The 21,878-nt window shown below is 61.6% G+C and carries 23 protein-coding genes and 2 pseudogenes; 13 read left to right on the top strand and 12 right to left on the bottom strand.

Annotation, left to right across the window (positions count from 1 at the left end):
* The first annotated feature begins 47 nt into the window (after nt 1-47).
* Nucleotides 48-632, top strand: a complete 585-nt coding sequence (locus tag PSH80_RS26190) for a TetR/AcrR family transcriptional regulator (protein ID WP_057960984.1) — start codon at nt 48-50, stop codon at nt 630-632.
* Here PSH80_RS26190 and PSH80_RS26185 read toward each other — a convergent pair.
* Together PSH80_RS26185 and PSH80_RS26180 are read right to left on the bottom strand one after the other, a co-directional pair.
* Nucleotides 629-2,125 carry a YifB family Mg chelatase-like AAA ATPase gene (locus PSH80_RS26185; RefSeq protein WP_115129270.1) on the bottom strand — a complete coding sequence of 499 codons (1,497 nt, stop codon included), beginning with the start codon at nt 2,123-2,125 and terminating at the stop codon, nt 629-631. The two genes, PSH80_RS26190 and PSH80_RS26185, sit on opposite strands and share 4 nt — an antisense overlap.
* A 148-nt stretch (nt 2,126-2,273) precedes the next feature.
* The gene (locus PSH80_RS26180) at nt 2,274-2,534 is read right to left on the bottom strand and encodes an accessory factor UbiK family protein (protein WP_057444205.1); all 261 of its coding nucleotides are present in this window, start codon (nt 2,532-2,534) and stop codon (nt 2,274-2,276) included.
* Nucleotides 2,535-2,954: 420 nt separating this feature from the next.
* Between PSH80_RS26180 and glnK the strand changes: the two genes are divergently transcribed.
* The 4 genes and pseudogenes from glnK (at nt 2,955) to sutA (ending at nt 5,508) form a co-directional block, all read left to right on the top strand.
* On the top strand, nt 2,955-3,293 hold the full coding sequence (gene glnK / locus PSH80_RS26175) for a P-II family nitrogen regulator (protein WP_002555808.1): 339 nt from the start codon (nt 2,955-2,957) through the stop codon (nt 3,291-3,293).
* Nucleotides 3,294-3,327: 34 nt separating this feature from the next.
* On the top strand, nt 3,328-4,665 hold the full coding sequence (locus tag PSH80_RS26170; RefSeq protein ID WP_169989468.1) for an ammonium transporter: 1,338 nt from the start codon (nt 3,328-3,330) through the stop codon (nt 4,663-4,665).
* Nucleotides 4,666-4,917: 252 nt separating this feature from the next.
* Nucleotides 4,918-5,078, top strand: a pseudogene (locus PSH80_RS26165) (YjbQ family protein); the annotation flags it as partial.
* Between the two features lie 103 nt (nt 5,079-5,181).
* Nucleotides 5,182-5,508: a transcriptional regulator SutA gene (gene sutA / locus PSH80_RS26160; RefSeq protein ID WP_057440491.1), complete on the top strand. Its 327-nt coding sequence runs from the start codon at nt 5,182-5,184 to the stop codon at nt 5,506-5,508.
* Nucleotides 5,509-5,618: 110 nt separating this feature from the next.
* Here the strand turns inward: sutA and PSH80_RS26155 are convergent, their stop codons facing one another.
* Genes PSH80_RS26155 through PSH80_RS26130 form a run of 6 tightly spaced genes read right to left on the bottom strand, consistent with a single transcriptional unit; the run spans nt 5,619 to nt 10,204 of the window.
* On the bottom strand, nt 5,619-6,314 hold the full coding sequence (locus tag PSH80_RS26155) for an HAD family hydrolase (RefSeq protein ID WP_057960982.1): 696 nt from the start codon (nt 6,312-6,314) through the stop codon (nt 5,619-5,621).
* Nucleotides 6,311-7,210 carry a tyrosine recombinase XerC gene (gene xerC, locus PSH80_RS26150; RefSeq protein ID WP_057440489.1) on the bottom strand — a complete coding sequence of 300 codons (900 nt, stop codon included), beginning with the start codon at nt 7,208-7,210 and terminating at the stop codon, nt 6,311-6,313. Before xerC ends, PSH80_RS26155 begins: the two co-directional genes overlap by 4 nt.
* 2 nt (nt 7,211-7,212) lie before the next feature.
* The gene (locus PSH80_RS26145; protein ID WP_057440488.1) at nt 7,213-7,938 is read right to left on the bottom strand and encodes a DUF484 family protein; all 726 of its coding nucleotides are present in this window, start codon (nt 7,936-7,938) and stop codon (nt 7,213-7,215) included.
* A 13-nt stretch (nt 7,939-7,951) separates the two neighbouring features.
* Nucleotides 7,952-8,782, bottom strand: a complete 831-nt coding sequence (gene dapF / locus PSH80_RS26140) for a diaminopimelate epimerase (RefSeq protein ID WP_057440487.1) — start codon at nt 8,780-8,782, stop codon at nt 7,952-7,954.
* Nucleotides 8,783-8,785: 3 nt separating this feature from the next.
* Nucleotides 8,786-10,033 carry a diaminopimelate decarboxylase gene (gene lysA, locus PSH80_RS26135; protein ID WP_057440486.1) on the bottom strand — a complete coding sequence of 416 codons (1,248 nt, stop codon included), beginning with the start codon at nt 10,031-10,033 and terminating at the stop codon, nt 8,786-8,788.
* A 9-nt stretch (nt 10,034-10,042) separates the two neighbouring features.
* Nucleotides 10,043-10,204 carry a lipoprotein gene (locus tag PSH80_RS26130; RefSeq protein WP_038444426.1) on the bottom strand — a complete coding sequence of 54 codons (162 nt, stop codon included), beginning with the start codon at nt 10,202-10,204 and terminating at the stop codon, nt 10,043-10,045.
* Between the two features lie 239 nt (nt 10,205-10,443).
* On the opposite strand from PSH80_RS26130, the gene cyaY reads away from it, so the two are divergent.
* The 3 genes from cyaY to rnk all read left to right on the top strand — a co-directional run bounded on the left by cyaY (nt 10,444) and on the right by rnk (nt 11,551).
* Entirely contained in the window at nt 10,444-10,776 is a 333-nt protein-coding gene (gene cyaY, locus PSH80_RS26125; RefSeq protein ID WP_057440485.1) for an iron donor protein CyaY, read from the top strand.
* Between the two features lie 2 nt (nt 10,777-10,778).
* Entirely contained in the window at nt 10,779-10,997 is a 219-nt protein-coding gene (locus PSH80_RS26120; RefSeq protein ID WP_057440618.1) for a DUF1289 domain-containing protein, read from the top strand.
* A gap of 143 nt (nt 10,998-11,140) precedes the next feature.
* Nucleotides 11,141-11,551 (top strand): nucleoside diphosphate kinase regulator, encoded by a 411-nt coding sequence (gene rnk / locus PSH80_RS26115; RefSeq protein WP_057444204.1) that lies wholly within the window; start codon nt 11,141-11,143, stop codon nt 11,549-11,551.
* Here the strand turns inward: rnk and PSH80_RS26110 are convergent.
* The 3 genes and pseudogenes from PSH80_RS26110 to PSH80_RS26100 form a co-directional block, all read right to left on the bottom strand.
* Nucleotides 11,548-14,374 (bottom strand): annotated as a pseudogene (locus tag PSH80_RS26110) (class I adenylate cyclase). The gene rnk and the pseudogene PSH80_RS26110 overlap by 4 nt on opposite strands.
* Before the next feature lie 167 nt (nt 14,375-14,541).
* A complete protein-coding gene (locus PSH80_RS26105) occupies nt 14,542-14,796 on the bottom strand; it encodes a TIGR02647 family protein (protein WP_057440483.1) in 255 nt (84 codons plus the stop codon).
* 172 nt (nt 14,797-14,968) lie between these two features.
* The gene (locus tag PSH80_RS26100) at nt 14,969-15,253 is read right to left on the bottom strand and encodes a hypothetical protein (protein WP_057440482.1); all 285 of its coding nucleotides are present in this window, start codon (nt 15,251-15,253) and stop codon (nt 14,969-14,971) included.
* Nucleotides 15,254-15,378: 125 nt separating this feature from the next.
* Here PSH80_RS26100 and PSH80_RS26095 point away from each other — a divergent pair, with 125 nt between their 5' ends.
* A complete protein-coding gene (locus PSH80_RS26095; RefSeq protein ID WP_057960980.1) occupies nt 15,379-16,038 on the top strand; it encodes a glutathione S-transferase family protein in 660 nt (219 codons plus the stop codon).
* A gap of 169 nt (nt 16,039-16,207) precedes the next feature.
* On the opposite strand, the gene argH is transcribed toward PSH80_RS26095, so the two are convergent.
* Nucleotides 16,208-17,602: an argininosuccinate lyase gene (gene argH / locus PSH80_RS26090; protein WP_057440480.1), complete on the bottom strand. Its 1,395-nt coding sequence runs from the start codon at nt 17,600-17,602 to the stop codon at nt 16,208-16,210.
* Between the two features lie 550 nt (nt 17,603-18,152).
* Between argH and PSH80_RS26085 the strand changes: the two genes are divergently transcribed.
* The 4 genes from PSH80_RS26085 (at nt 18,153) to PSH80_RS26070 (ending at nt 21,875) form a co-directional block, all read left to right on the top strand.
* Nucleotides 18,153-18,899 (top strand): LytTR family DNA-binding domain-containing protein, encoded by a 747-nt coding sequence (locus PSH80_RS26085; protein WP_057440478.1) that lies wholly within the window; start codon nt 18,153-18,155, stop codon nt 18,897-18,899.
* A 138-nt stretch (nt 18,900-19,037) separates the two neighbouring features.
* Nucleotides 19,038-19,979 (top strand): hydroxymethylbilane synthase, encoded by a 942-nt coding sequence (gene hemC / locus PSH80_RS26080; protein WP_057440477.1) that lies wholly within the window; start codon nt 19,038-19,040, stop codon nt 19,977-19,979.
* A complete protein-coding gene (locus PSH80_RS26075) occupies nt 19,976-20,743 on the top strand; it encodes a uroporphyrinogen-III synthase (protein WP_057960979.1) in 768 nt (255 codons plus the stop codon). The genes hemC and PSH80_RS26075 overlap by 4 nt, the downstream gene beginning before the upstream one ends.
* Nucleotides 20,744-20,762: 19 nt before the next feature.
* Nucleotides 20,763-21,875 carry a uroporphyrinogen-III C-methyltransferase gene (locus PSH80_RS26070; RefSeq protein WP_057960978.1) on the top strand — a complete coding sequence of 371 codons (1,113 nt, stop codon included), beginning with the start codon at nt 20,763-20,765 and terminating at the stop codon, nt 21,873-21,875.
* Nucleotides 21,876-21,878 lie beyond the last annotated feature (3 nt).

Here is a 21,878-nt window from a genome sequence, read left to right as displayed (position 1 = left end):
CAAAAAGCAAGCGCCGCTTATCTGACGGCGCCCGTAAGGAATTGCCCATGTCGCGTATCGACCGTAAAGACCAGATCATCGCCGCTGCCCTGGAGCTGTTTCGCAGCAAGGGCTTTGCCGATGTCTCCACCCGCGATCTGGCGGAGCATGCGGGCTTGTCCCGCAGCCACGTGTATCACTACTTCAGCGACTGGAAAGAACTGCGCCGCGAAGCCTTTGTTCGCTTCGCCAATGAGCAGTTGGACGAAGTGCGCGGGCCATTGGCAGATGCGCCGCCGCTTGAGGCCTTGGTGGGTTTCCTCAAGGGTTGCCTGCCGTGTACCGCCGACGCCGGCTGGGCGCTCTGGCTGGATGCCTGGGATGAGGCGATGCATGACGCGGAACTGGCTCAGGCGTATCTGCTGGTCAATGCCCAGTGGCAAGCCATGCTTGCCGATGTGATCGAGCAGGGGATCGCTGCCGGGGTATTCCGCTGTGGCTCATCCAGTCGTGCGGCCCGCCAGATCTTTGCGGTGACGATGGGTTATACCGATGACCTGTTGCTCAAGCCCTCCGTCGAGTCGGCGCAAGTGGTACTGGGTGAGGTGATGGAAGTGGCGGGGCTGCTGCTGGATTTGCCCAGGGATCGCTAAGTCACGGCGGCTGGCCGGTACTGCAACGCTTCGGCCAGATGATGGCGAGCGATGGCGTCTGCCTGTTCCAGGTCGGCCAGGGTGCGCGCGACCTTGAGTAGCCGATGAGCTGCGCGCAACGACAGGGTCAGGCGCTCACAGGCGCTTTCCAGCCAACCCTCATCGGCTTTCGATAGCTCGCAGTGGCGCCGCAAACCCGTCAGGTCGAGGAATGCATTTGCACAGCCCTGGCGTTGTTGTTGGCGATCCCTGGCGCTGGCGACGAGGGTTGAAGCGCTGGCAGTGTCATTGCCGGTTTGTTTGGCTGGGTTCAGCGCGGTGCTTTCCCGGGCAACGGTCAGGTGCAGGTCGATTCGATCCAGCAACGGCCCCGAGAGCTTGTTGCGGTAGCGCTGGATCTGTTCCGGCGTACACCGACAGCGCCCGCTGGGTTCGCCCATATAGCCGCAGGGGCAAGGGTTCATGGCTGCCACCAGTTGAAAACGTGCGGGGAAGCTCACGCGGTCGCGCGCCCGGGAAATCACGATATGCCCGGACTCCAATGGCTCGCGCAGCACCTCCAGCACCTTGCGATCAAATTCCGGCAGTTCATCGAGAAACAACACGCCGTGATGGGCCAGGGTGATTTCCCCAGGTTGTGGCTTCGAGCCGCCGCCCACCAGCGCCGGCCCGGACGCCGAATGGTGCGGCTGACGGAATGGCCGGTGGGGCCAGTGGCTCAACGGTGCGAGGCTGACCACCGACTGAATGGCCGCCACTTCCAGGGCTTCCTGTTCGCTCAAGGGCGGCAGCAGGCCGGGCAGGCGGCTGGCGAGCAAGGTCTTGCCGGTGCCGGGTGGCCCGCTGAACAGCAGGTTGTGGGCACCCGCTGCGGCAATCAGCAACGCGCGCTTGGCGGCAAGTTGGCCCTGCACCTCGCTCAGGTCCGGGTAAGGTTTGTTCAGGTACAGCAGCCCGTCGGACTTGTACGGCTCGATCGGCACCCGTCCATTCAGGTGTGCCACCACTTGCAGCAGATGATCCACTGCAATCACCTTCAATCCGGAGGCCAGGCACGCCTCCTCGGCATTGGCCCTGGGCACGATCACGCTGCGCCCGGCCTTGCGTGCCGCCAGCGCGGCCGGCAACACCCCTTTGACGGCCCGCACTTCGCCAGACAGGGCCAGTTCGCCAAGGCATTCAACGTCATCCAACTCCAGCGCCGGTACCTGCACGCTGGCCGCGAGAATCCCCAGGGCAATCGCCAGATCAAAACGCCCGCCGTCCTTGGGCAGGTCGGCGGGCGCCAGGTTGAGGGTGATACGGCGTGCGGGGTATTGCAGCGCGCTGTTGAGAATGGCGCTGCGCACCCGGTCCTTGCTCTCCTTGACCGCGGTCTCCGGCAGGCCCACCAGGGTCAGGGACGGCAAGCCATTGGCCATATGCACTTCGACAGTGACGGCGGGGGCTTCGACGCCGATCTGGGCGCGGCTGTGGACTATGGCGAGGGACATGCTCGTTCCTTGAAAGGGAGGGCCGCGTGCTGCGGTTTTTCAAGGGTAGACGAGGGAGGGTGAGGCGCTGTGTGCAGGTTTTACAGAACGTATCCAGGCGCTGTCATTGCAGGAGCCGGCAAGCCGGCTCCAAGAGGGGACGCGGTGGTTATTCCTGAGGTGGATTCAGCCGCGCTTCCAACTCCGCCACCTTCGCCTCCAGGCTCTCCAGCCGCGCACGGGTGCGGGCCAGGACTACCATCTGGCTGTCGAACTCCTCACGGCTGACCAGGTCCAGCTTGCTGAACCCGCTTTGCAGCAGCGCCTTGAACTGGCTTTCGATTTCATTGCGGGGCAGCGGGGTTTCGCCGCTGAACAGGCGAGAGGCGTGGCCGCTCAGGGCGTCGAGGAGGTCTTTGGGCGCGAGCATGGGAAACATTCCGGAAAACAGTTGGCCGGCAGTGTATCACGCAGCGCCTATAGTCTTTTCAGCGTGGTCTGCGCACGCTTTTCGCGCACTGGGCTGAATGCGGATGCACTGTTTTTGTGCGTATCCAGGCTGCTGCACCGGCCCATTGGTGGGCGTAGACGGGCAACGGATTGATTTCAGTGAGTTTTACGGAGCTGGCAAGGTTTCTGCTTAGACGATCATGACCCATGCACTGATGCAGTCGCTGTGACGAATGCAGTGCGCTGACGGACCAGGGTACATGTTTCGTCACCAACGGTTAGCTGGCGTCGCAAAGGCATTTGCCGAGGCGACGATGCGTTACAAAGCCAGGCACTGCGCTTAGACTTGAGACGGGTTTGTTTTCCTGGGGCAAGTCCACCAATTCGGGAGAGAGTTTTCATGAAGCTAGTCACTGCCATCATCAAGCCGTTCAAGTTGGACGATGTACGCGAGTCACTGTCCGAGATCGGCGTGCAGGGCATTACCGTCACTGAGGTCAAAGGCTTCGGTCGGCAGAAGGGTCATACCGAGCTGTATCGCGGCGCGGAATACGTAGTCGATTTCCTGCCGAAGGTGAAGATTGATGTCGCCATTGACGACAAGGATCTTGATCGGGTTATCGAGGCGATAACCAAGGCGGCCAACACTGGCAAGATCGGTGACGGCAAGATCTTCGTGGTCAATCTGGAACAGGCTATTCGCATCCGTACCGGCGAAACCGATACCGACGCAATCTAAGCCGCCAAACCCCAACGCCCCAGGAGAAAACAATATGACTCTGCGTAAATTCGCAGGGCTAGGAGCCCTGTTGTCCATCGTAATGCCCAGCCTGGCCATGGCGGCAGACGAAGTGGCGGCTCCAGTCCTCAATTCCGGCGACACTGCCTGGATGCTGACAGCCACCGCACTGGTGCTGTTCATGACCATCCCTGGCCTGGCGCTGTTCTACGGCGGCATGGTCCGCTCCAAAAACATTCTTTCTGTGATGATGCAGTGCTTCGCCATTACTGGTCTGATCAGCATCCTGTGGGTCGTCTACGGCTACAGCATCGCGTTCGACACCACGGGCATGGAACAGGGCGTCGTCAACTTCAACTCGTTCTTCGGCGGCATGGGCAAGGCGTTCCTGGCGGGTGTCACACCGTCCAGCATCACTGGGCCTGCGGCGCTGTTCCCGGAAGCGGTGTTCATCACCTTCCAGATGACCTTCGCGATCATCACCCCGGCGCTGATTGTCGGTGCGTTCGCCGAGCGCATGAAGTTCTCCGCCATGCTGCTGTTCATGGCCATCTGGTTCACCCTGGTCTATGCGCCGATCGCGCACATGGTCTGGAGCGGCAACGGCGGCCTGATGTGGGACTGGGGCGTGCTGGACTTCGCTGGCGGCACCGTGGTGCACATCAACGCCGGTGTGGCTGGCCTGGTGGCGTGCATCGTGCTCGGCAAGCGTAAAGGCTATCCGACCACCCCAATGGCCCCGCACAACCTGGGCTATACCCTGATCGGCGCGGCGATGCTGTGGATCGGCTGGTTCGGCTTCAACGCCGGCTCCGCTGCTGCGGCCAACGGCACGGCCGGCATGGCGATGCTGGTGACTCAGATCGCCACTGCTGCTGCGGCACTGGGCTGGATGTTCGCCGAGTGGATCACCCACGGCAAGCCAAGCGCCCTGGGCATTGCCTCGGGTGTGGTAGCCGGCCTGGTGGCCGTTACCCCGGCCGCCGGTACCGTGGGCCCGATGGGCGCCCTGGTGATCGGCCTGGCGTCTGGCGTGATCTGCTTCTTCTGCGCCACCAGCCTCAAGCGCAAGCTGGGCTACGATGACTCCCTGGATGCCTTCGGTGTGCACGGTGTGGGCGGGATTGTCGGGGCGATTCTCACCGGCGTATTCGCGGCGCCGATCCTGGGTGGCTTCGGCACCGTGACCGACATTGCCGCACAGGTCTGGATCCAGGCCAAGGGCGTAGGCTTTACCGTGATCTACACCGGTATCGTGACCTACGTGATTCTCAAGGTGCTGGACTTGACCATCGGCCTGCGTGTGACCGAAGAGGAAGAGGCCGTTGGCCTGGACCTGGCGGAGCACAACGAACGTGGCTACAACTTGTAAGAACGTATGAAAAAAAACATGCCCGGCTTGCCGGGCATTTTTTTGTCTGGTATTTGCCTGTGGTGAAGGCGCGTGAGCATTTTTGTGCCGAGTTTGTGATTGGATCCACACGGTACTTTTCAGTGTGCGAATGTCTTACAGGCATGTAGGCGTATTCGGCACTTTGTTTTTTCCCAGAGCGCGCTAGAATGCGCGCCGATGGGCGCAGAACTGTATATGGCGACAGACCCTGATTACCCAGCGGGCCAAGCCCCGGGTCATTTCAAGGGCAGCCTATCGGGTCGCCAACTGAGTTTGCCGGTCAAGGCCGGCCACTTGGCAATGGGCACATGGCAACGCGTTTATCTGGACGAGCACCCTGATCATGGCGGTGCTCGTAAAGTCCTCGCCACCTGCACGGTGATGGGGCATAAGCCACTGGTTATCCGGTGGACGTTGATTTTTTTCCGGCAGCCTTCGACAGATGGTGAAGCTGGGCTATAACTAATCTGCTTTTCGCAAGTCATGAGGTAGAACATGAGCGACGATGATCTGGAAAACGACGAACTGGAAGTAGGTGACGAAGACGACACCGAAGAAGGCCTTGAAGCGGTAGCGGAAGACGTTGCTGACGATGACGGTGGCGATGATGCACCTGTTCCGGCCGCCAAAGGCAAGGCCAAGGCTGCTGTTTCGGTAGACGAACTGCCGAGCGTCGAGGCCAAGAACAAAGAGCGCGATGCGCTGGCCCGTGCGATGGAAGAGTTCCTCGCCAAAGGCGGTAAAGTGCAGGAAGTCGAGGCCAACGTGGTGGCAGATCCACCGAAGAAGCCGGATAACAAGTACGGCAGTCGGCCTATCTGAGGCCGGTTACTTGCTTGCTGAAAAAGCCCGCCGTCGCTGCGGGTTTTTTCATGCCTGGAATAAACTCCAGCAGGCTCCCACCTTGGATTTCCAGTGGTATCGCAGCCGCGTTATTTCCAGCTGTGGAGCAGCTCCGGTAGCTCGGTCAGGCTGCGAATCTGCGCATCCGGCAATGCCTCACCTTCCCAAACCTTGCCGGTCGGGTTGAACCACACGGCTCGCAACCCCGCCTGCTGTGCCCCGGCGATGTCATCGCCAGGGTGATCGCCAATATGCACCGCCGCACTGGCATCCACCCCGCCCCGCTGCAACGCCTCTTGAAACAAGCGCGCATCCGGCTTGGCGATGCCGATATCCTCGGCCCTCAGGGCAAAGTGGAAGTAATCCGCCAGGCCTACGCGCTGCACATCGGCATTGCCATTGGTGATCACCCCCAGCAGAAAGTGCTGGCGCAGGGCTTGCAGCATCGGCTCGGCTTCGGGGAAGACGGTGAGCTGGTGCCGCGCATGAATGAACGCTTCAAAACACACATCGGCCATCTCCGTGGCTTGCGGCTGTGGATAACCGGCCTCTTCAAAGGCGTGCATCAGCACCCGCTGGCGCAGCACACTGATCCGGTGTTTGAGCTCGGGATGACGTTGCAGCACCTGCTGGCGCAGGCTGGCGAAATGCTCCAGGGGCAGGTCGCCGACCTTGGACGCATGGGTCGCCAGCCATTGGCGCATCGACGCTTCGGCGCTGATGATGACGGGGACGTTGTCCCACAGGGTGTCGTCCAGGTCGAAGGTGATTAGCTTGATGCTCATGAGTCGCCGCCTTTAACACGTTTGGCCCTGGGATGGGCGCTGTCGTACACCGTTGCCAGGTGCTGGAAGTCCAGGTGGGTGTAGATCTGGGTGGTCTTGATATCCGAGTGGCCGAGCAGTTCCTGCACGGCGCGCAAGTCTTGTGACGATTCCAGCAGGTGGCTGGCAAAGGAGTGCCGGAGCATGTGCGGATGCAGGTTCTGCCCCAGCTCCCGCTCGCCGGCGGCCTTGACCCGCAACTGAATGGCCCGTGGCCCGAGGCGTCGGCCTTGCTGGCTGACAAACACCGCGTCGTCCGGCGGATTGCTCAGGGCTCGCAGGGGCAGCCACACCAGCAGGGCGTCGCGGGCCTTTTTGCCGATGGGCAGCACGCGGGTCTTGCTGCCTTTGCCATGCACTTGCACCAGGCCGTCGGCCAGGTCCAGTTGCTCGAGGTTGAGGCTGGTCAGCTCCGACAGGCGCAGGCCCGAGGAATAGAACAGCTCCAGGATCGCCTGGTCGCGGTGCGCCAGGAAGTCATCTTCGACCGCGCCATCGAGCAATTGCAGGGTGCGGTCGGCATCCAGGGTCTTGGGCAGGCGGCGCTCACCCTTGGGCGGCGCCAGGCCGTTGGCCGGGTCGTGATCGCACAGGCCTTCGCGGTTGAGGTAGTGATACAGACCACGTACCGCCGACAGCAGGCGCGCCAGGCTGCGGGAGGATTGGCCCTGCTGGTGCAGGCGTGCAATCAGGCTGCGCAGGCCCTGGATATCAAGGGCCTTCCAGCTGCTGATCTGGTGTTTCTGGCAGAACGCCAGGACCTTGTTCAAGTCCCGTCGGTAGGCTTCCAGCGTATGGGGAGACACCTGGCGCTCGCTGCGCAGGTGAGCGCAGTAGGCGTCCAGTTGCCGTTCCATGGCTAGCGCACCGCGCGCAGGGCAGTGGTAAAGCGCGGCAGGCTGCGGCTCAACACTTCAGCAATGTAGGTCAAAAACAGCGTGCCTACCGTGCTCTTGTAGTGCTGCGGATCACGGCTGGCAATGGCCAGGACGCCATGCAGGCCTTGATGGTTGAGGGCGACCACGGCAGTCGAGCCGATCTGCACGCGCTGGTCCTCGCCAAACAGGAAGTCCAGTTCATGCTCGCGCAGGGTGCCGCTGATGGTCTTGCCTTCCGACAACAGGCCGCCAATGGCGGTCTGCGCTTCGCTGCCCTTGACCCAGCGCCCGACCGGCATCGGGTTGTCACTGAACAGGATCAGGCTGACAAACGGCACCTGGAAGTCCTGGCGCAGGCTGTCTTCGACGGCAATGGTCAGGTCTTCCAGGCTGGCGGCATCCAGCAGTGCCAGGATCAGGCGGCGGGTCTTGTCGAACAGGCGGTCGTTGTCGCGGGCCACGTCCATCAACTGTGAGAGCCGATGGCGCATTTCGATATTGCGCTCGCGCAGGATCTTCATCTGCCGCTCCACCAGCGACACGGTATCGCCGCGCTGGTGAGGGATGCGCAGGGCCGGCAGCAGTTCGTCGTGTTCGACGAAGAAGTCCGGGTTAGCCTCCAGGTAAGCGGCGACGGCCGCTGCCTCCAGGCTTTCGCAAGGGGATCCTTCGGGCTGCTTGGCGGGTGCCTGGGGCTTATCGGTCATTGGCGAGTCGCTCTCATAGACGGACCTGTCCTTCGTATACACGGGATGCCGGGCCGGTCATCTTCACCGGTTGGCCTGGGCCTGCCCATTCGATGGACAGGCGTCCGCCGGGCAGGTCGATCAACAGGGGCGAATCCATCCAGCCCTGGCTGATCGCAGCCACGGCGGCGGCGCAAGCGCCGGTGCCACAAGCCTGGGTTTCCCCGGCGCCGCGTTCCCACACGCGCAATTGCGCGCGGGAGCGGTCGATGACCTGCAGGAAGCCGACGTTGACCCGCGCCGGAAAGCGCGGGTGATGTTCGATCTTCGGTCCCAGTTCATGCACCGGCGCATTGTTGATGTCGTTGACCCGTAGCACCGCATGGGGGTTGCCCATGGACACAGCGGCCACCTCGACCACAGTGCCGTCGACATCCAGTGGATAACTCAAGGCCTGGGCCTCAGCCTGGAACGGAATATCGGCCGGCACCAGGCGCGGGGCGCCCATGTCGACGCTGATCTGGCCGTCGCTGCGGATATCCAGCTCGATAATGCCGCTTTTGGTCTCGACGCGAATCTGCCGTTTGGCGGTCAGGCGCTTGTCCAGCACGAACCGGGCGAAGCAGCGCGCACCGTTGCCGCACTGTTCCACTTCGGAACCGTCGGAGTTGAAGATCCGGTAACGGAAATCCACCTCCGGATTGCTTGGCGCCTCGACGATCAGCAACTGATCGAAGCCGATGCCGGTATGGCGGTCGCCCCACAGCTTGGCGTGCTTGGGCAGGATATGCGCGTGCTGGCTGACCAGGTCAAGGACCATAAAGTCATTGCCCAGGCCGTGCATCTTGGTAAAACGCAGCAGCATGGCTTACTCCGGCAGCAGGCTTTCGCCAGCAAACAACTCGGCTACCGTCTCGCGGCGACGCACTTCAAACGCTTGATCACCGTCCACCAACACTTCGGCGGTACGCCCGCGGGTGTTGTAGTTGGAGCTCATGACAAACCCGTAGGCACCGGCCGAATGCACGGCCAGCAGATCGCCTTCTGCCAGGGCCAGTTCACGGTCCTTGGCCAGGAAGTCGCTGGTTTCACAAATCGGGCCGACGATGTCATAGGTGCGCGGGGCGCTGTCGCGCGGGCGCACGGCGCTGACATCCATCCAGGCCTGGTACAGCGCCGGGCGGATCAGGTCGTTCATCGCCGCATCGACGATGGCGAAATCCTTGTGTTCGGTGTGCTTGAGGTACTCGACCTGGGTCAGCAGTACGCCTGCATTGGCAACGATGTAGCGGCCCGGCTCGAATATCAGCTTCAGGTCGCGGCCTTCGGTGCGCTCGCGTACGGCCTTGACGTAGTCGGCCACCAGCGGCGGCTCTTCGTCGCGATAACGCACGCCCACGCCACCGCCCAGATCAATGTGGTGCAGGTAGATGCCGCACTCGCCGAGGCGGTCGATCAGCGCCAGTAGGCGGTCGAGGGCATCGAGGAAGGGGGGCAGACTGGTCAGTTGCGAACCGATATGGCAGTCCACACCCAGTACTTCCAGGTTTGGCAGTTGGGCGGCGCGGATATACACGTCTTCGGCGTCGGCAATCGCGATGCCGAACTTGTTCTCTTTGAGACCGGTGGAAATGTACGGGTGGGTACCGGCATCGACATCCGGGTTGACGCGCAGGGAGATCGGCGCACGCACGCCCATCTCGGCGGCCACCACTTGCAGGCGCTCCAGCTCGTCGGTGGACTCGACGTTGAAGCAATGCACGCCGATTTCCAGGGCGCGGCGCATGTCTTCGCGGGTCTTGCCGACCCCGGAGAACACGATTTTGTCAGCCTTGCCGCCTGCGGCCAGTACACGCTCCAGCTCGCCACGGGACACGATGTCAAAACCAGCGCCCAGGCGCGCCAGGACATTGAGTACACCCAGGTTGGAGTTGGCTTTTACTGCATAGCACACCAGGCTTGGCGTGCCCTCCAGTGCATCGGCAAAGGTGCGGTATTGCGCTTCGATATGCGCTCGCGAGTACACATAGGTCGGGGTGCCGAAGCGTTCGGCAATCGCGGACAGCGCCACGCCTTCCGCGAACAGCTCGCCGTTCCGGTAGTTAAAAGCGTCCATGAAATTCCCTTAGTAGGTGTCGTGCTTGTGCGCTTTGGATTGCGACGTTTGCGCCTGTTCATTCGGGTCTTTGCTGTCATCGGGCAGGTACAACGGGCCTTTTTGACCACAGGCACTGACGAGGCAAGCGACCGCGACGAGCGCAGCAAGGGAAGAGATCAGGCGCTTCATGGCTAAATCCTTGAATATGCATTAATTGCGCCCGAGTATACCGACCACCCGCCAGCTTGCCTATGTGCCGGGACACCCGTCCGGCGGGGCTTTGCCGAGTATGTCGTGAAGTGGCCTACATTAATTTGGGATATTTCTCGCGGCTGATGGGAACGAAATCGGTATTCTTTGCAATCATGATGGCGCCTCCGTATCGTGCGGCGCTTGAGCGTGAGTAGACACTTTTTGAGGTTCCCACCATGAGTTTGACCGAAGCCCGCTTTCACGACCTGGTCGATGCGACCCAGCAAGCGCTGGAGGATATTTTCGACGAGAGTGGCCTGGATGTGGATCTGGAAAATTCTGCCGGCGTGCTGACCGTCAAGTTCGAGAACGGCAGCCAATTGATCTTCAGCCGCCAGGAGCCGCTGCGTCAGTTGTGGCTGGCGGCACGTTCCGGAGGTTTTCACTTCGACTATGACGAAGAAGAAAAACGCTGGTCCCACGACACCAGCGATGAGCTGCTGAGCGAAATGCTTGCACGCATCACTCAGGAACAGGCCGGCGTCGAGCTGGATTTCGACGAGATTTGATCGTGACCCAGCCCACACCCGCCCGTCCGCCCAAGCCGCTGTTCAGCAATGTCAGCCCGGCAGTGCCGTCACCTTGTATCAGTTTGTGTCGGCTGGATGAGCAGAAAGTCTGCCTTGGCTGCTTCCGACACGTGGAAGACATCCGGGAATGGCGTTCCGCCGACGATCAGCGGCGCCGCGTGATCGTCGCACAGGCCGAGCAACGCAAGGCCGGTGCCTGACCTTCAGACCAGCCCATCTTGTTTATTTGGTGTGCTGTGGTAGTGTCCGGGTACACCTCAACTCATCGAGGTCCGTGAGAACCCCGCCGTTTATTGGCGGGGTTTTGCTTTTTTGTGCAGAAAAAAAGGAGTCTGCCGCAATCATGACTGCACCTTCCATCATCCTCACCCGTCTCGATGTGCAACGTCTTGAGCAACTGATCGACCGTATGGACGATAAACTGCCAGGCGTCATCGCCCTGCAAGCCGAACTTGACCGCGCTGAAGACGTGGTTGGTCACGATGAAGTGCCTGCCGGTGTCGTGACCATGAACTCCAGCGTGCATTGCCGCGAGCAAAGCAGCGGCAAGGACTATCACCTGACCCTGGTCTACCCCAAGGACGCGAATGCCGACGAAGGCAAGATCTCGATCCTCGCCCCTGTGGGCAGTGCGCTGCTGGGCCTGCAGGTTGGCCAGCACATCGACTGGCCCGCTCCAGGTGGCAAGACCCTCAAGCTTGAGCTGCTGAGTGTCGAAGGCCAGCCTAAAGACGGCGGCGCATTCACGCTCTAGACCTGATTCAAGGCCTGGTTGAGCGCCTGCTCCAACTCGGCCTTGTAGCGCAGGTAGAGATTGCTTGGGCTTTGAACATCACCGAGTAGCCCGGACAGGTCCAGGTCGGTGATGTAGCAACGATAGCGCTCGGTTTCCCGACGCTGCCCGACGATCTCCTGGGCGACCACTGCAAACAGCTGGTCGCCAAATTCCAGTTCACAAAACTCCCGCTGATTGCAGTACAGGGTAATCCCCACCTGGCCTGGCGCGCCCTTGCCGATAATCGCCTGCACGTCGTAGAACGGTTTGTTGGCCGGGACCTGGGGTGCCGGTCGTGGCTCGACCCGACGGGCCCGACCGCTTGCCGATGGCAACAGCTGGTAATACAGCGTTTGCACGGCCCCCAGTGGCTGCTGCGGGTCCAGCGGTGACAGCGCGTCCCGACGATAGATGACCGACTGCAGGAAGCGCTGCAAAGGGGCGAGCAAGCTTTGCTCATCATGAAACGGCAGGCGCTGTTGCCAGAGGGCGTTGAATTCGTCGAGCACGTACAGCTCGGCAAAACCGTCATTGATGCGGTAGAACACCTGCACACAATCCGCCTGGCCCATCGGTAGCAGCGCCGCCAGATCGTGGTCTTCCAGGGCCATGGCATCCAGGTGCAACGGGCTGTAGCTGGCCAGTTCTTCGCTGAGGTATTCCACCAGCGCCTGCTCGCTGGCCAGGGACACATGATTGGCCTGCCCCGGCGCCAGTTCCATGACGTGATAGTGCTGCTGCACCTGGATCAGATAGCGGTGGTTGAGCTGGCTGAGCATCAGGTTTTGCGCGGTATCGAAAATCTCTTCCACACGCTGGGCAATGAACTGCGCACGGTTATGGCAGAAACAGCGCACCCGCAGCCGTGGCAGTTGGTCGTGTGGTAACTGATTCAGGTAATCGCGCAGGCAATCGAGCAGGGCGTGAGGGCCCTCGTAACGGCTGACCATTACCTCGTTCCAGCTGTTGAGTGTCACCTGGTCCAGGGTCAACACCAGGTTTTCCCTGACGCCGGCGTAACTCAGGGAGTCGGTGCGCTCGGTGGTCATCAGGATATTCAAGTCACGGTGGTGCTTGAGCGGGTCGACGCCGACGTTGACCAGCAACAGCACCTCCTCGGGTATCGCCGTACGCAGCAGGCGTTCCTCATCCACCGTGGCCAGGGGCAGGGCGACGGTCTGTTGCAGGCTGCCCAGCAGATTGAACAGCTCGAATTCGCTCAAATCGCTGGTGCCCGGATGCAGGGCCAGGCGCGTGCTGCTGTCGATCACGCCGTTGCGATGGCACCAGGTGAGCATCTCCAGCAGGTCGCGGCTGCGTTTGATCGGCGCAAAGTGCTCCCATTCCAGGGCGGTCAGGCTGCCGTTGTACAGGCCCCAATGGTACTGGCCCGGCTCCTTGCGATTGGGCGAGTGGACCAGGGTGAGGGTGTCTTCGGCCAGGTCCGGGGCAATCCCCGGGTTGATGAACTCGACCTTGCCGGCCTTGCGTTCAAAGGCGGCGTACAGGCGCCGGCCCAGCACATTGAGGTCGCGCTTGTTGATCAGGCTCACGGTCTGTTCGGTGCGGGCGAATTGGGTCAGGAAGCGATAGCTGTAATTGAGCTCATTGACCAGGGCGCGGCGTTCGGACGCGACCTGTCGCACTTTCCACTGGCTGCGGCTGTCGAGCAGGGCCAGTTGCCGCTGGTCCCAGCCCCATTCGTGGGCCAGGCGCTCCAGCAGCGCGCGTTGCCAGCTGGTGGTGCGCTTGCGGTTGACCTTCAGGTACAGGCTGCGCCGCACCAGTTCCAGGCGCTCGGGTTCGTTGCGTCCGCGCAGGTATTCCTCGATGCGACGGTAGACCACGATATACGGGTCCAGCTCATCCAGGTCCAGTTGGTTGGCGAACACCGCGCGTTTGAAACGCAGGCTCAGGCACTGCACCTTGGGGTGCTCGCTGGCATACACCTCGGTGAGCAACAGCTTGAGCACCGACTTGTAGGGTGACTCGATACCCTTGAACAACTGCCACAGGCCGGCGCCGATAAATTCTCCCGGCGGGATATGGGCCAGGTGCCCGAGGTCGAGGGTTTCGTCGGCGCGGATAAAACGTTTGGAAATCAGCGCGTGGGTAAATTCGGCGTAGCGCGCTTCTTCGTAGACTGGCACCAGCCACCAGATTGGCGTGCGCCCGGCCAGCCAGATGGCGGTGCGGTAGAACTCATCGAGCAACAGATAGTGCTGGCTGGTGCCGCAGTCATCTGAGCTGAGCTGGGTATCGCGACCGCCCTGAGCAAAACGGCTGGGTTCGATCAGGAAAAAATGCGCCTCGGCGCCCATGCTCAGGGCCCAGGCCTCCAGCAACTGGCACTTTTTGCGCAATTCGACCAGCTCGGCCTCGTTTACCTCTGCGGCGTGGCAGACCCACACGTCCATATCACTCTGGTCGGCCTGGGCCAGTGTGCCAAGGCTGCCCATCAGGAACAGGCCGTGGATCGGGGTGGGCGGGTTGCCGTGGCGTGGCTTGTAGGAAAACGAGCGGGTCAGGCGCTGGGCTTCGGCCAGGACCTGGGCATCCGGTTCAAAATTCGACAAACCGGCCGGCGTGCTGCCCGAGACATAACCAGGCAACAAGGGGTGATTGACATGGAAAAAACAGCGGCAGCAGTGCCAGCACGCTTTGCTGGCGCGGCGTCAGGCCTTCGACAGCCCGGGCCATGCGGCCGGCATTGAGGGTGAGGAAACGCGAGCGCAGTTGGGCCAGTACCTTGCGGTCAATGCCTTCATCCAAGTCAGGGCGGATTTCATGGGTACTGGTCATGTCGAACTCAACGGCTCGCAGGCCCGGCGTGGGCGGCCGTGTAGGAGTTTACAGACAGAATCGTAGGAGGTTTAAGGGGAATTTGTTTTTGGCGCCAGAATTTTATCGTCGGCGCAGAAGTGCCCGCGGAATCCGTGAACAGAGGATTCCGTGGGCGATACGGTAGGTCAGGCGGCTTCTTTGGTGGTAGCGGTGGTCAGGATCGTCAGCAGTGTTTGCGCTTGTTCTGCTGCGTCGCGGCCCAGACTGGTCAGGTAGCCGCCATCTGGCTGGTCGATCAGTTTTTTCTCGAACAGGCGTTTGGCCGCAGCAATGGCAGTGGGAGCAGCGGTCTGATGGACTTTCAGACCTTCCTGGGAACTGCCCAGGTTGAAAAGTGCAAGGATTTCCAGTTCGGCAACCAACTCAGGGGTATACGACATAAGGACTCCAGACGTTCTAGGAATTGTCAGACGCTAGCAGCCCCTAAGGTGAACGTACTTGGGCGAACTGTCCAGTGTGGAGGAGCGAGCTTGCTCGCGAAAAGCGTTAACGTTGACCCGGGGCAGTTGGAGAAACGCGGCGCGCTCAGGTTTTTCGCGAGCAAGGGCAGGGTTACTGGTTTTCCGGCGGCAGCTCTGGCAGGGCGCGCAGGGCGGTTTCATACCAGTCGGTGTTGAACGGCCGGTCTTCTTCCAGCATCGCGTCGATTTCCACGGCCAGCACATGAGCCATCAGGTTCAGGATGTCTTCGCGCTCGTAGCCCACCAGGGTCAGCTTGTTGAATGTGGCCTTGGCCGCCGGCGGGTTATCGCTTTCGATCTGGTTTTCGATCGCTTGGGTCAAGGTGGATTCGGCGAACTCTTCGTCGTCGTTGTCGATATCGGTTGGCTCGCTCATGGCTGCCTCCTGTCAGGAAAGGGCGCCAGTCTACCTCCATTCAGCCCGGTGATGCTGCTGGTCAGGTGGCGCGTCACGTTCTATAACCTACCCAGCCAACCCCTGCACGGCCTGGAGGCTTTGTGATGCTCAAGCTCTACGGATTTTCGGTCAGTAACTACTACAACATGGTCAAGCTGGCGCTCCTGGAAAAGGGCCTGCCCTTCGAGGAAGTGGCGTTTTATGCCGGGCAAACCCCTGAAGCCCTGGCGGTGAGCCCGCGCGGCAAGGTGCCGGTGCTGAAGGTGGAAAACGGCTTTATCAACGAAACCAGCGTGATTCTCGAGTACCTCGAACAGACGCAATCGGGCCCGGCCCTGCTGCCAGGCGATGCGTTCCAGCGTGCCCAGGTGTTGGCGTTGTGCAGGGAAATCGAGTTGTACATCGAACTGCCGGCCCGGGCTTGCTATGGCGAGGCGTTCTTTGGCATGCCGGTACCGCAGGCGATCAAGGACAAGGCCAAGGCCGAGTTGCTGTTAGGGGTTGCTTCGCTGGGGCGGCACGGCAAGTTTGCGCCGTATGTGGCAGGGGAGCGTTTTACGCTTGCTGATGTGTACTTCATGTACAGCGTGGACTTGGCGTGCGCGGTCGGTGGGAAGCTGTTCAGCCTGGATCTGCTGGCTGAGTTGCCGAAGGCCAAGGCTTTGCTGAAGACGCTGCAAGACCTGCCCAACGCCCAGCGAGTGGCGGCGGACAAGGACGCGGCGATGCCGGCCTTTATGGCGATGATCGCGGCGAAGAAGTAATAAATGTGGGAGCTGGGCTTGCCCGCGATGCAGGCACCTCGGTGTGTCAGTGACACTAAGGTGATGCTATCGCAGGCAAGCTAGCTCCCACACAAGCGGGCTCCCACAGTTGACCGAGGTAGATTGAAGGCCCCGGTCAAAGGTGGGAGCTGGCTTGCCTGCGATGCTTTTAGCGGCTGGCGAGCAGGGCCTGGCCGCGCACTACGGCTGCCTTGACCTGGGCCGGAGCCGTGCCGCCGATATGGTTGCGAGCATTGACCGAGCCTTCCAGGGTCAGTACCGCAAACACGTCTTGCTCGATCTGGTCGCTGAACTGGCGCAGCTCTTCCAGGCTCATTTCCGCCAGATCCTTGCCAGTATCCACGCCGTATTTCACCGCATGGCCAACGATTTCATGGCAGTCACGGAATGGCAGGCCACGGCGCACCAGGTAGTCCGCCAGGTCTGTGGCGGTAGAGAAACCGCGCAGGGCCGCCTCGCGCATGATGGCGTGCTTGGGCTTGATCGCCGGGATCATGTCGGCAAACGCGCGCAGCGAGTCGCGCAGGGTATCGGCGGCGTCGAACAGCGGTTCCTTGTCTTCCTGGTTGTCCTTGTTGTAGGCCAGAGGCTGGCCTTTCATCAGGGTCAGCAGGCCCATCAGCGCGCCGAATACACGGCCGCTCTTGCCCCGCACCAGCTCTGGCACGTCGGGGTTTTTCTTTTGCGGCATGATCGAACTGCCGGTGCAGAAACGATCCGGCAAGTCGATGAACTGGAACTGCGCGCTGGTCCACAACACCAGCTCTTCGGAGAATCGCGACAAGTGCATCATCGCGATGCTGGCGGCGGCGCAGAACTCGATGGCGAAGTCGCGATCCGATACGCCGTCCAGGGAGTTGCCGCCCACGGCGTCGAAACCCAGCAGTTGCGCGGTGTATTCGCGGTCGATCGGGTAGGTGGTGCCGGCCAGCGCGGCGCTGCCCAGGGGCATGCGGTTGGCGCGTTTGCGGCAATCGACCAGGCGCTCGTAGTCGCGGCTGAGCATTTCGAACCAGGCCAGCAGATGGTGGCCAAAGGTCACAGGCTGCGCGGTTTGCAGGTGGGTGAAGCCGGGCATGATGGTGTCCGATTCACGCTCTGCCTGCTCCAGCAGACCTGTTTGCAGGCGGGTGATTTCGGCCAGGATCAAGTCGATTTCATCGCGCAGCCATAGGCGGATATCGGTGGCTACCTGATCGTTGCGGCTACGCCCGGTGTGCAGTTTTTTGCCGGTAACGCCGATGCGATCGGTCAGGCGCGCCTCGATATTCATGTGCACGTCTTCAAGGTCCACGCGCCAGTCGAAGGTACCGGCCTCGATTTCGCCACGGATCGTGGTCAGGCCGTCAATGATGCTGTCGCGCTCGGCATCGGTCAGCACGCCGACCTTGGCCAGCATGGTGGCGTGGGCGATGGAGCCCATGATGTCGTGGCGATAGAGGCGCTGGTCGAAATTGACGGAGGCGGTGAAGCGCGCGACGAAGGCGTCGACGGGCTCACTGAAGCGGCCGCCCCAGGACTGGTTGGTCTTGTCGGTGCTCATGGATTCGCTCGTGATCTGCTTAAAAGAGGCATGAAAGTGTGCCGCCGATAATAACAGGGTTGCTGATGGAGGCGTTGATACGCCGCGTCGGCATTTTTATTTGTTTGCTGGATGGCAAAGTGCCTTGCCGTCTGCCGCGTCCGGGATGAGACTGGAGGTGGGAGTGACGCGGGGGTTTAACCCGGCCGGTTCCTGAGGTAAACAAAGGATGTTTATTGAAACGATATTTGACGATTGAGCAATGTCGTCTTCATGAGCGTCTACAGTTGCACTGACAGGGGTGCACTGCACCAATGCCAGGCAATGAGGTCGAACTCCAGGCTAACCTTAAAGTAGAGGGGGTGTTCATATTGTGTATCAGCAAACCCTATGACGATGCCCTGCGGTATCGGGTTATGGGCGGTATTGAACAGGTCCGGGTAAATATTGGTGTCGCTCTCGGGGCACTTTTTGCCGCTCGCGCTAGTCTTAGCGTGGATCGCCGTGACGGAAGTCACCGCACCTGTCTACGCTATCCTTGTGCGAGACTCACGCAGGAATCCAGCGCAATATGAATGTCCTGATCGTTGATGACGAACCCCAAGCCCGCGAGCGACTGAGCCGTATGGTCAGTGAGCTTGAGGGATACAGTGTCCTTGAACCCAGCGCTTGCAGTGGCGACGAGGCATTGGCCTTGATCGAAAGCCTGAAGCCGGATGTGGTGCTGCTCGATATCGCCATGCCGGGCCTTGATGGCCTGCAGGTAGCTGCCCGCTTGAGCGAGCGCGAGTCGCCGCCGGCATTGGTGCTTTGTGCCAGTGAAGAGGAGTTTCCCTCCCAGGCCCTGGAGGCCAGCGGTGTCAGCTTCCTGGTCAAGCCAGTGGCTGCCGATGCGGTACTCAAGGCCTTGAAGAAGGCTGAGCGACCCAATCGCGCCCAACTCGGCGCCTTGACCCAGCCCGCAGCGCAAAGTGGCAACGGCCCGCGTAGCCATATCAGCGCGCGGACCCGCAAGGGCATCGAGCTGATTCCCGTGGACCAGGTGATTTATTTTATCGCCGACCACAAGTACGTGACCTTGCGCCACGAGGTCGGCGAAGTGCTGCTCGATGAGCCGCTCAAGGCCCTGGAAGACGAATTTGGCGAGCGCTTTGTGCGCATCCATCGCAATGCGCTGGTGGCCCGCGAGCGTATCGAGCGCCTGCAACGCACGCCCCTGGGGCATTTCCAGTTGTTCCTCAAAGGGCTCAACGGCGATGCGTTGATCGTCAGCCGACGCCATGTCGCAGGCGTGCGCAAAATGATGCAGCAGCTTTAGCCCGAGGGCTTGAGCGACATGCATGCCCCGAATCCCGGAGTGACGCGGCCAGGGAGGCCCCGCACTTGCTGATTCAAATCAAGGCGGTTCTGCCTGAGCTGTTATTATCTGCCGTATCTATTCAGTACGGATTGATCCATGTCCTCTCGCGAAATCCGCATCGCCACCCGTAAAAGTGCCCTGGCCTTGTGGCAGGCCGAATACGTCAAAGCCCGCCTTGAGCAAGCCCATCCGGGCCTTACGGTGTCCCTGGTGCCCATGGTCAGTCGCGGCGACAAGCTGCTCGACTCGCCACTGTCGAAAATCGGCGGCAAGGGGTTGTTCGTCAAGGAGCTGGAAACCGCGCTCTTGGAGAATGAAGCCGACATCGCCGTGCACTCGATGAAAGACGTACCGATGGACTTTCCCGAAGGCCTGGGCCTGTATTGCATCTGCGAGCGTGAAGACCCGCGCGATGCCTTCGTGTCCAACACCTACGCTTCCCTTGATGAGCTGCCCCTGGGCAGCATCGTCGGCACATCCAGTCTGCGTCGCCAGGCCCAGTTGCTGACCCGTCGCCCGGACCTGCAGATCCGCTTCCTGCGGGGCAACGTCAATACCCGCCTGGCCAAGCTGGATGCCGGCGAGTACGACGCGATCATCCTGGCGGCGGCGGGCCTGATTCGCCTGGGCTTTGAAGACCGCATCACGTCGGCCATCAGTGTCGAAGACAGCTTGCCGGCCGGTGGGCAGGGGGCCGTCGGTATCGAATGCCGTACCGCAGACCGTGAAATCCAGGCGCTGCTCAAGCCTCTCGATCATCAGCAAACCGAAATTCGCGTCACCGCCGAACGCGCCCTGAACAAGCACCTCAACGGTGGCTGCCAGGTACCGATCGCCTGTTACGCGGTCCTTGAGGGTGACAACCTCTGGCTGCGCGGCCTGGTGGGCGATCCCGACGGTGGTTTACTGCTCACCGCTGAAATCCGCGGGCCACAAGCCGAGGCCGCCAGCCTGGGTGTGAAGGTTGCCGAAGAATTGCTGGCCAAAGGCGCCGGCGCCATTCTGCAAAAAGTCTATGGCGAGGCCGGTCCGCAGTGACCGGTTGGCGTGTGCTGCTGACGCGGCCTGCCGAGGAATCGGCAGCCCTGGCGGCCTCGTTGTCCGAAGCCGGTATCTTCAGCAGCTGCTTGCCGTTGCTGGAAACCGAACCCTTGCCCATCACTCCTGAGCATCAGGCGGTTTTCCAGGGCCTGGATCGCTACTGCGCGGTGATCGTGGTAAGCAAGCCGGCCGCGCGCGTGGCGCTGCAATTGCTCGATCAGTACGCGCCAGCGGTGCCGGCGTTGCCGTGGTTCAGCGTCGGCGCAGCAACGGCCCAGGTTCTGGCTGACCAAGGCCTGGATGTGAGCTACCCCGAGGTTGGGGATGACAGCGAAGCCTTGCTTGAAGTGCCCCGGTTGCGCGAGGCTGTCGCCATTGCCGATGCCCGGGTATTGATCCTGCGCGGGCAGGGTGGGCGAGAGTTGCTGGCTGAGCGTTTACGCGGCCAAGGTGCTAGTGTCGATTATCTGGAGTTGTATCGTCGGTTTCTGCCAGCCTACGACCCGGATGTGCTCGCCCAGCGCATTGCTGTGGAACGCTTGAACGGCCTGGTGGTCAGCAGTGGGCAGGGTTTTTTGCATTTGCAAAGCCTTGCCGGCGCCCATTGGCCACGCGTGGCACAGTTGCCGTTGTTCGTGCCCAGCCCACGCGTCGCCGAAATGGCGCGGGCGGCGGGCGCGGAAAAAGTTGTGGATTGCCGCGGTGCCAGTGCCGCGGCTTTGCTAGTGGCGTTACGGAGCCAGCCCGTTCCCACTCTCTAATAACGCAAAGGATGGACACGTGAGCGAAACAGCCTTGCCTAAAGATGAAGCTCAGCCCGCGCTTGATGCGCCTGTTGAGACCCCGGTCACTGCGCCGCGCCGTGGCAACGGCCTGGCGGTCTTCGCCTTGCTGCTCGGTGCCGCCGGTGTTGCGGCCGGCGGCTGGGGGCTCTGGCAGGTCCGGGCCCTGCAAGCGAGCAGTCAGCAACAGTTGGGGCAGGTGCGTACCCTGGATGAACAATCCCAGGGTATTGAGCAGGCACAACAGCAGTTGGCCGCGCGCCTGGCGCAATTGCCGGGTGCTGATGAGCTGGAAGAACGCCGTCGATTGGTGGCGCAATTGCAGGGCGACCAGCAACGCCTGAATCAGCGTCTGGAAACCGTCCTGGGCGCTAGCCGCAAGGATTGGCGCCTGGCCGAGGCCGAGCATCTGCTGCGTCTGGCCAGCCTGCGCCTGTCGGCCTTGCAGGATATCAACAGTGCCCAGGCGCTGGTGCAGGGCGCCGATGAGATCCTGCGCGAGCAGAGCGATCCCGGTTCCTACGCCGCCCGTGAGCAGTTGGCCAAGAGTTTGGCGGCCTTGCGCAGCGTCGAGCAGCCAGACCGTACCGGGCTGTACCTGCAACTGGCGGCGCTGCGGGACCAGGTGGTGCAACTGGCCGCCGTGTCCCCGGAATATCAGCTGCAAGAGAGCCCACAGGGCCGTCCGAGCACCGACACGGACAGTCGCTGGAGCCAATGGTGGGAACAGATCTCCCGCTACTTCCGGATCGACTTCAACCCCGACGATAACATCCGCCCGCTGCTGGCAGGCCAAGGCTTGAACCAGGTGCGACTGGCCCTGAGCCTGGCGCTGGAGCAGGCGCAATGGGCGGCGCTCAATGGCGAACCGGCGGTGTACGCCCGTGCGTTGGGCGAGGCGCGCAGCGTCTTGCAAGACAACTTCAACCAGGACAACCCGCAAAGCCAGGCCATGCTGGCGCGTATCACCGAGCTGGAGCCCAAGGCCGTCTCGGTGGTGACCCCGGACCTCGCCGCGAGCTTGTCTGCGGTGCAGGCTTACCTTGAACGCCGCCATCTGTCTGCCGATGAAGCCAAGGCTTCCGCCGGTAAGCCGGCGACCCAGGAGTAAAGC

It is taken from the genome of Pseudomonas sp. FP818, from assembly GCF_030687335.1.
In the GTDB taxonomy this organism is placed as follows: Bacteria; Pseudomonadota; Gammaproteobacteria; order Pseudomonadales; family Pseudomonadaceae; genus Aquipseudomonas; species Aquipseudomonas shahriarae.
This window is presented reverse-complemented; position numbering and strand designations above follow the sequence as displayed.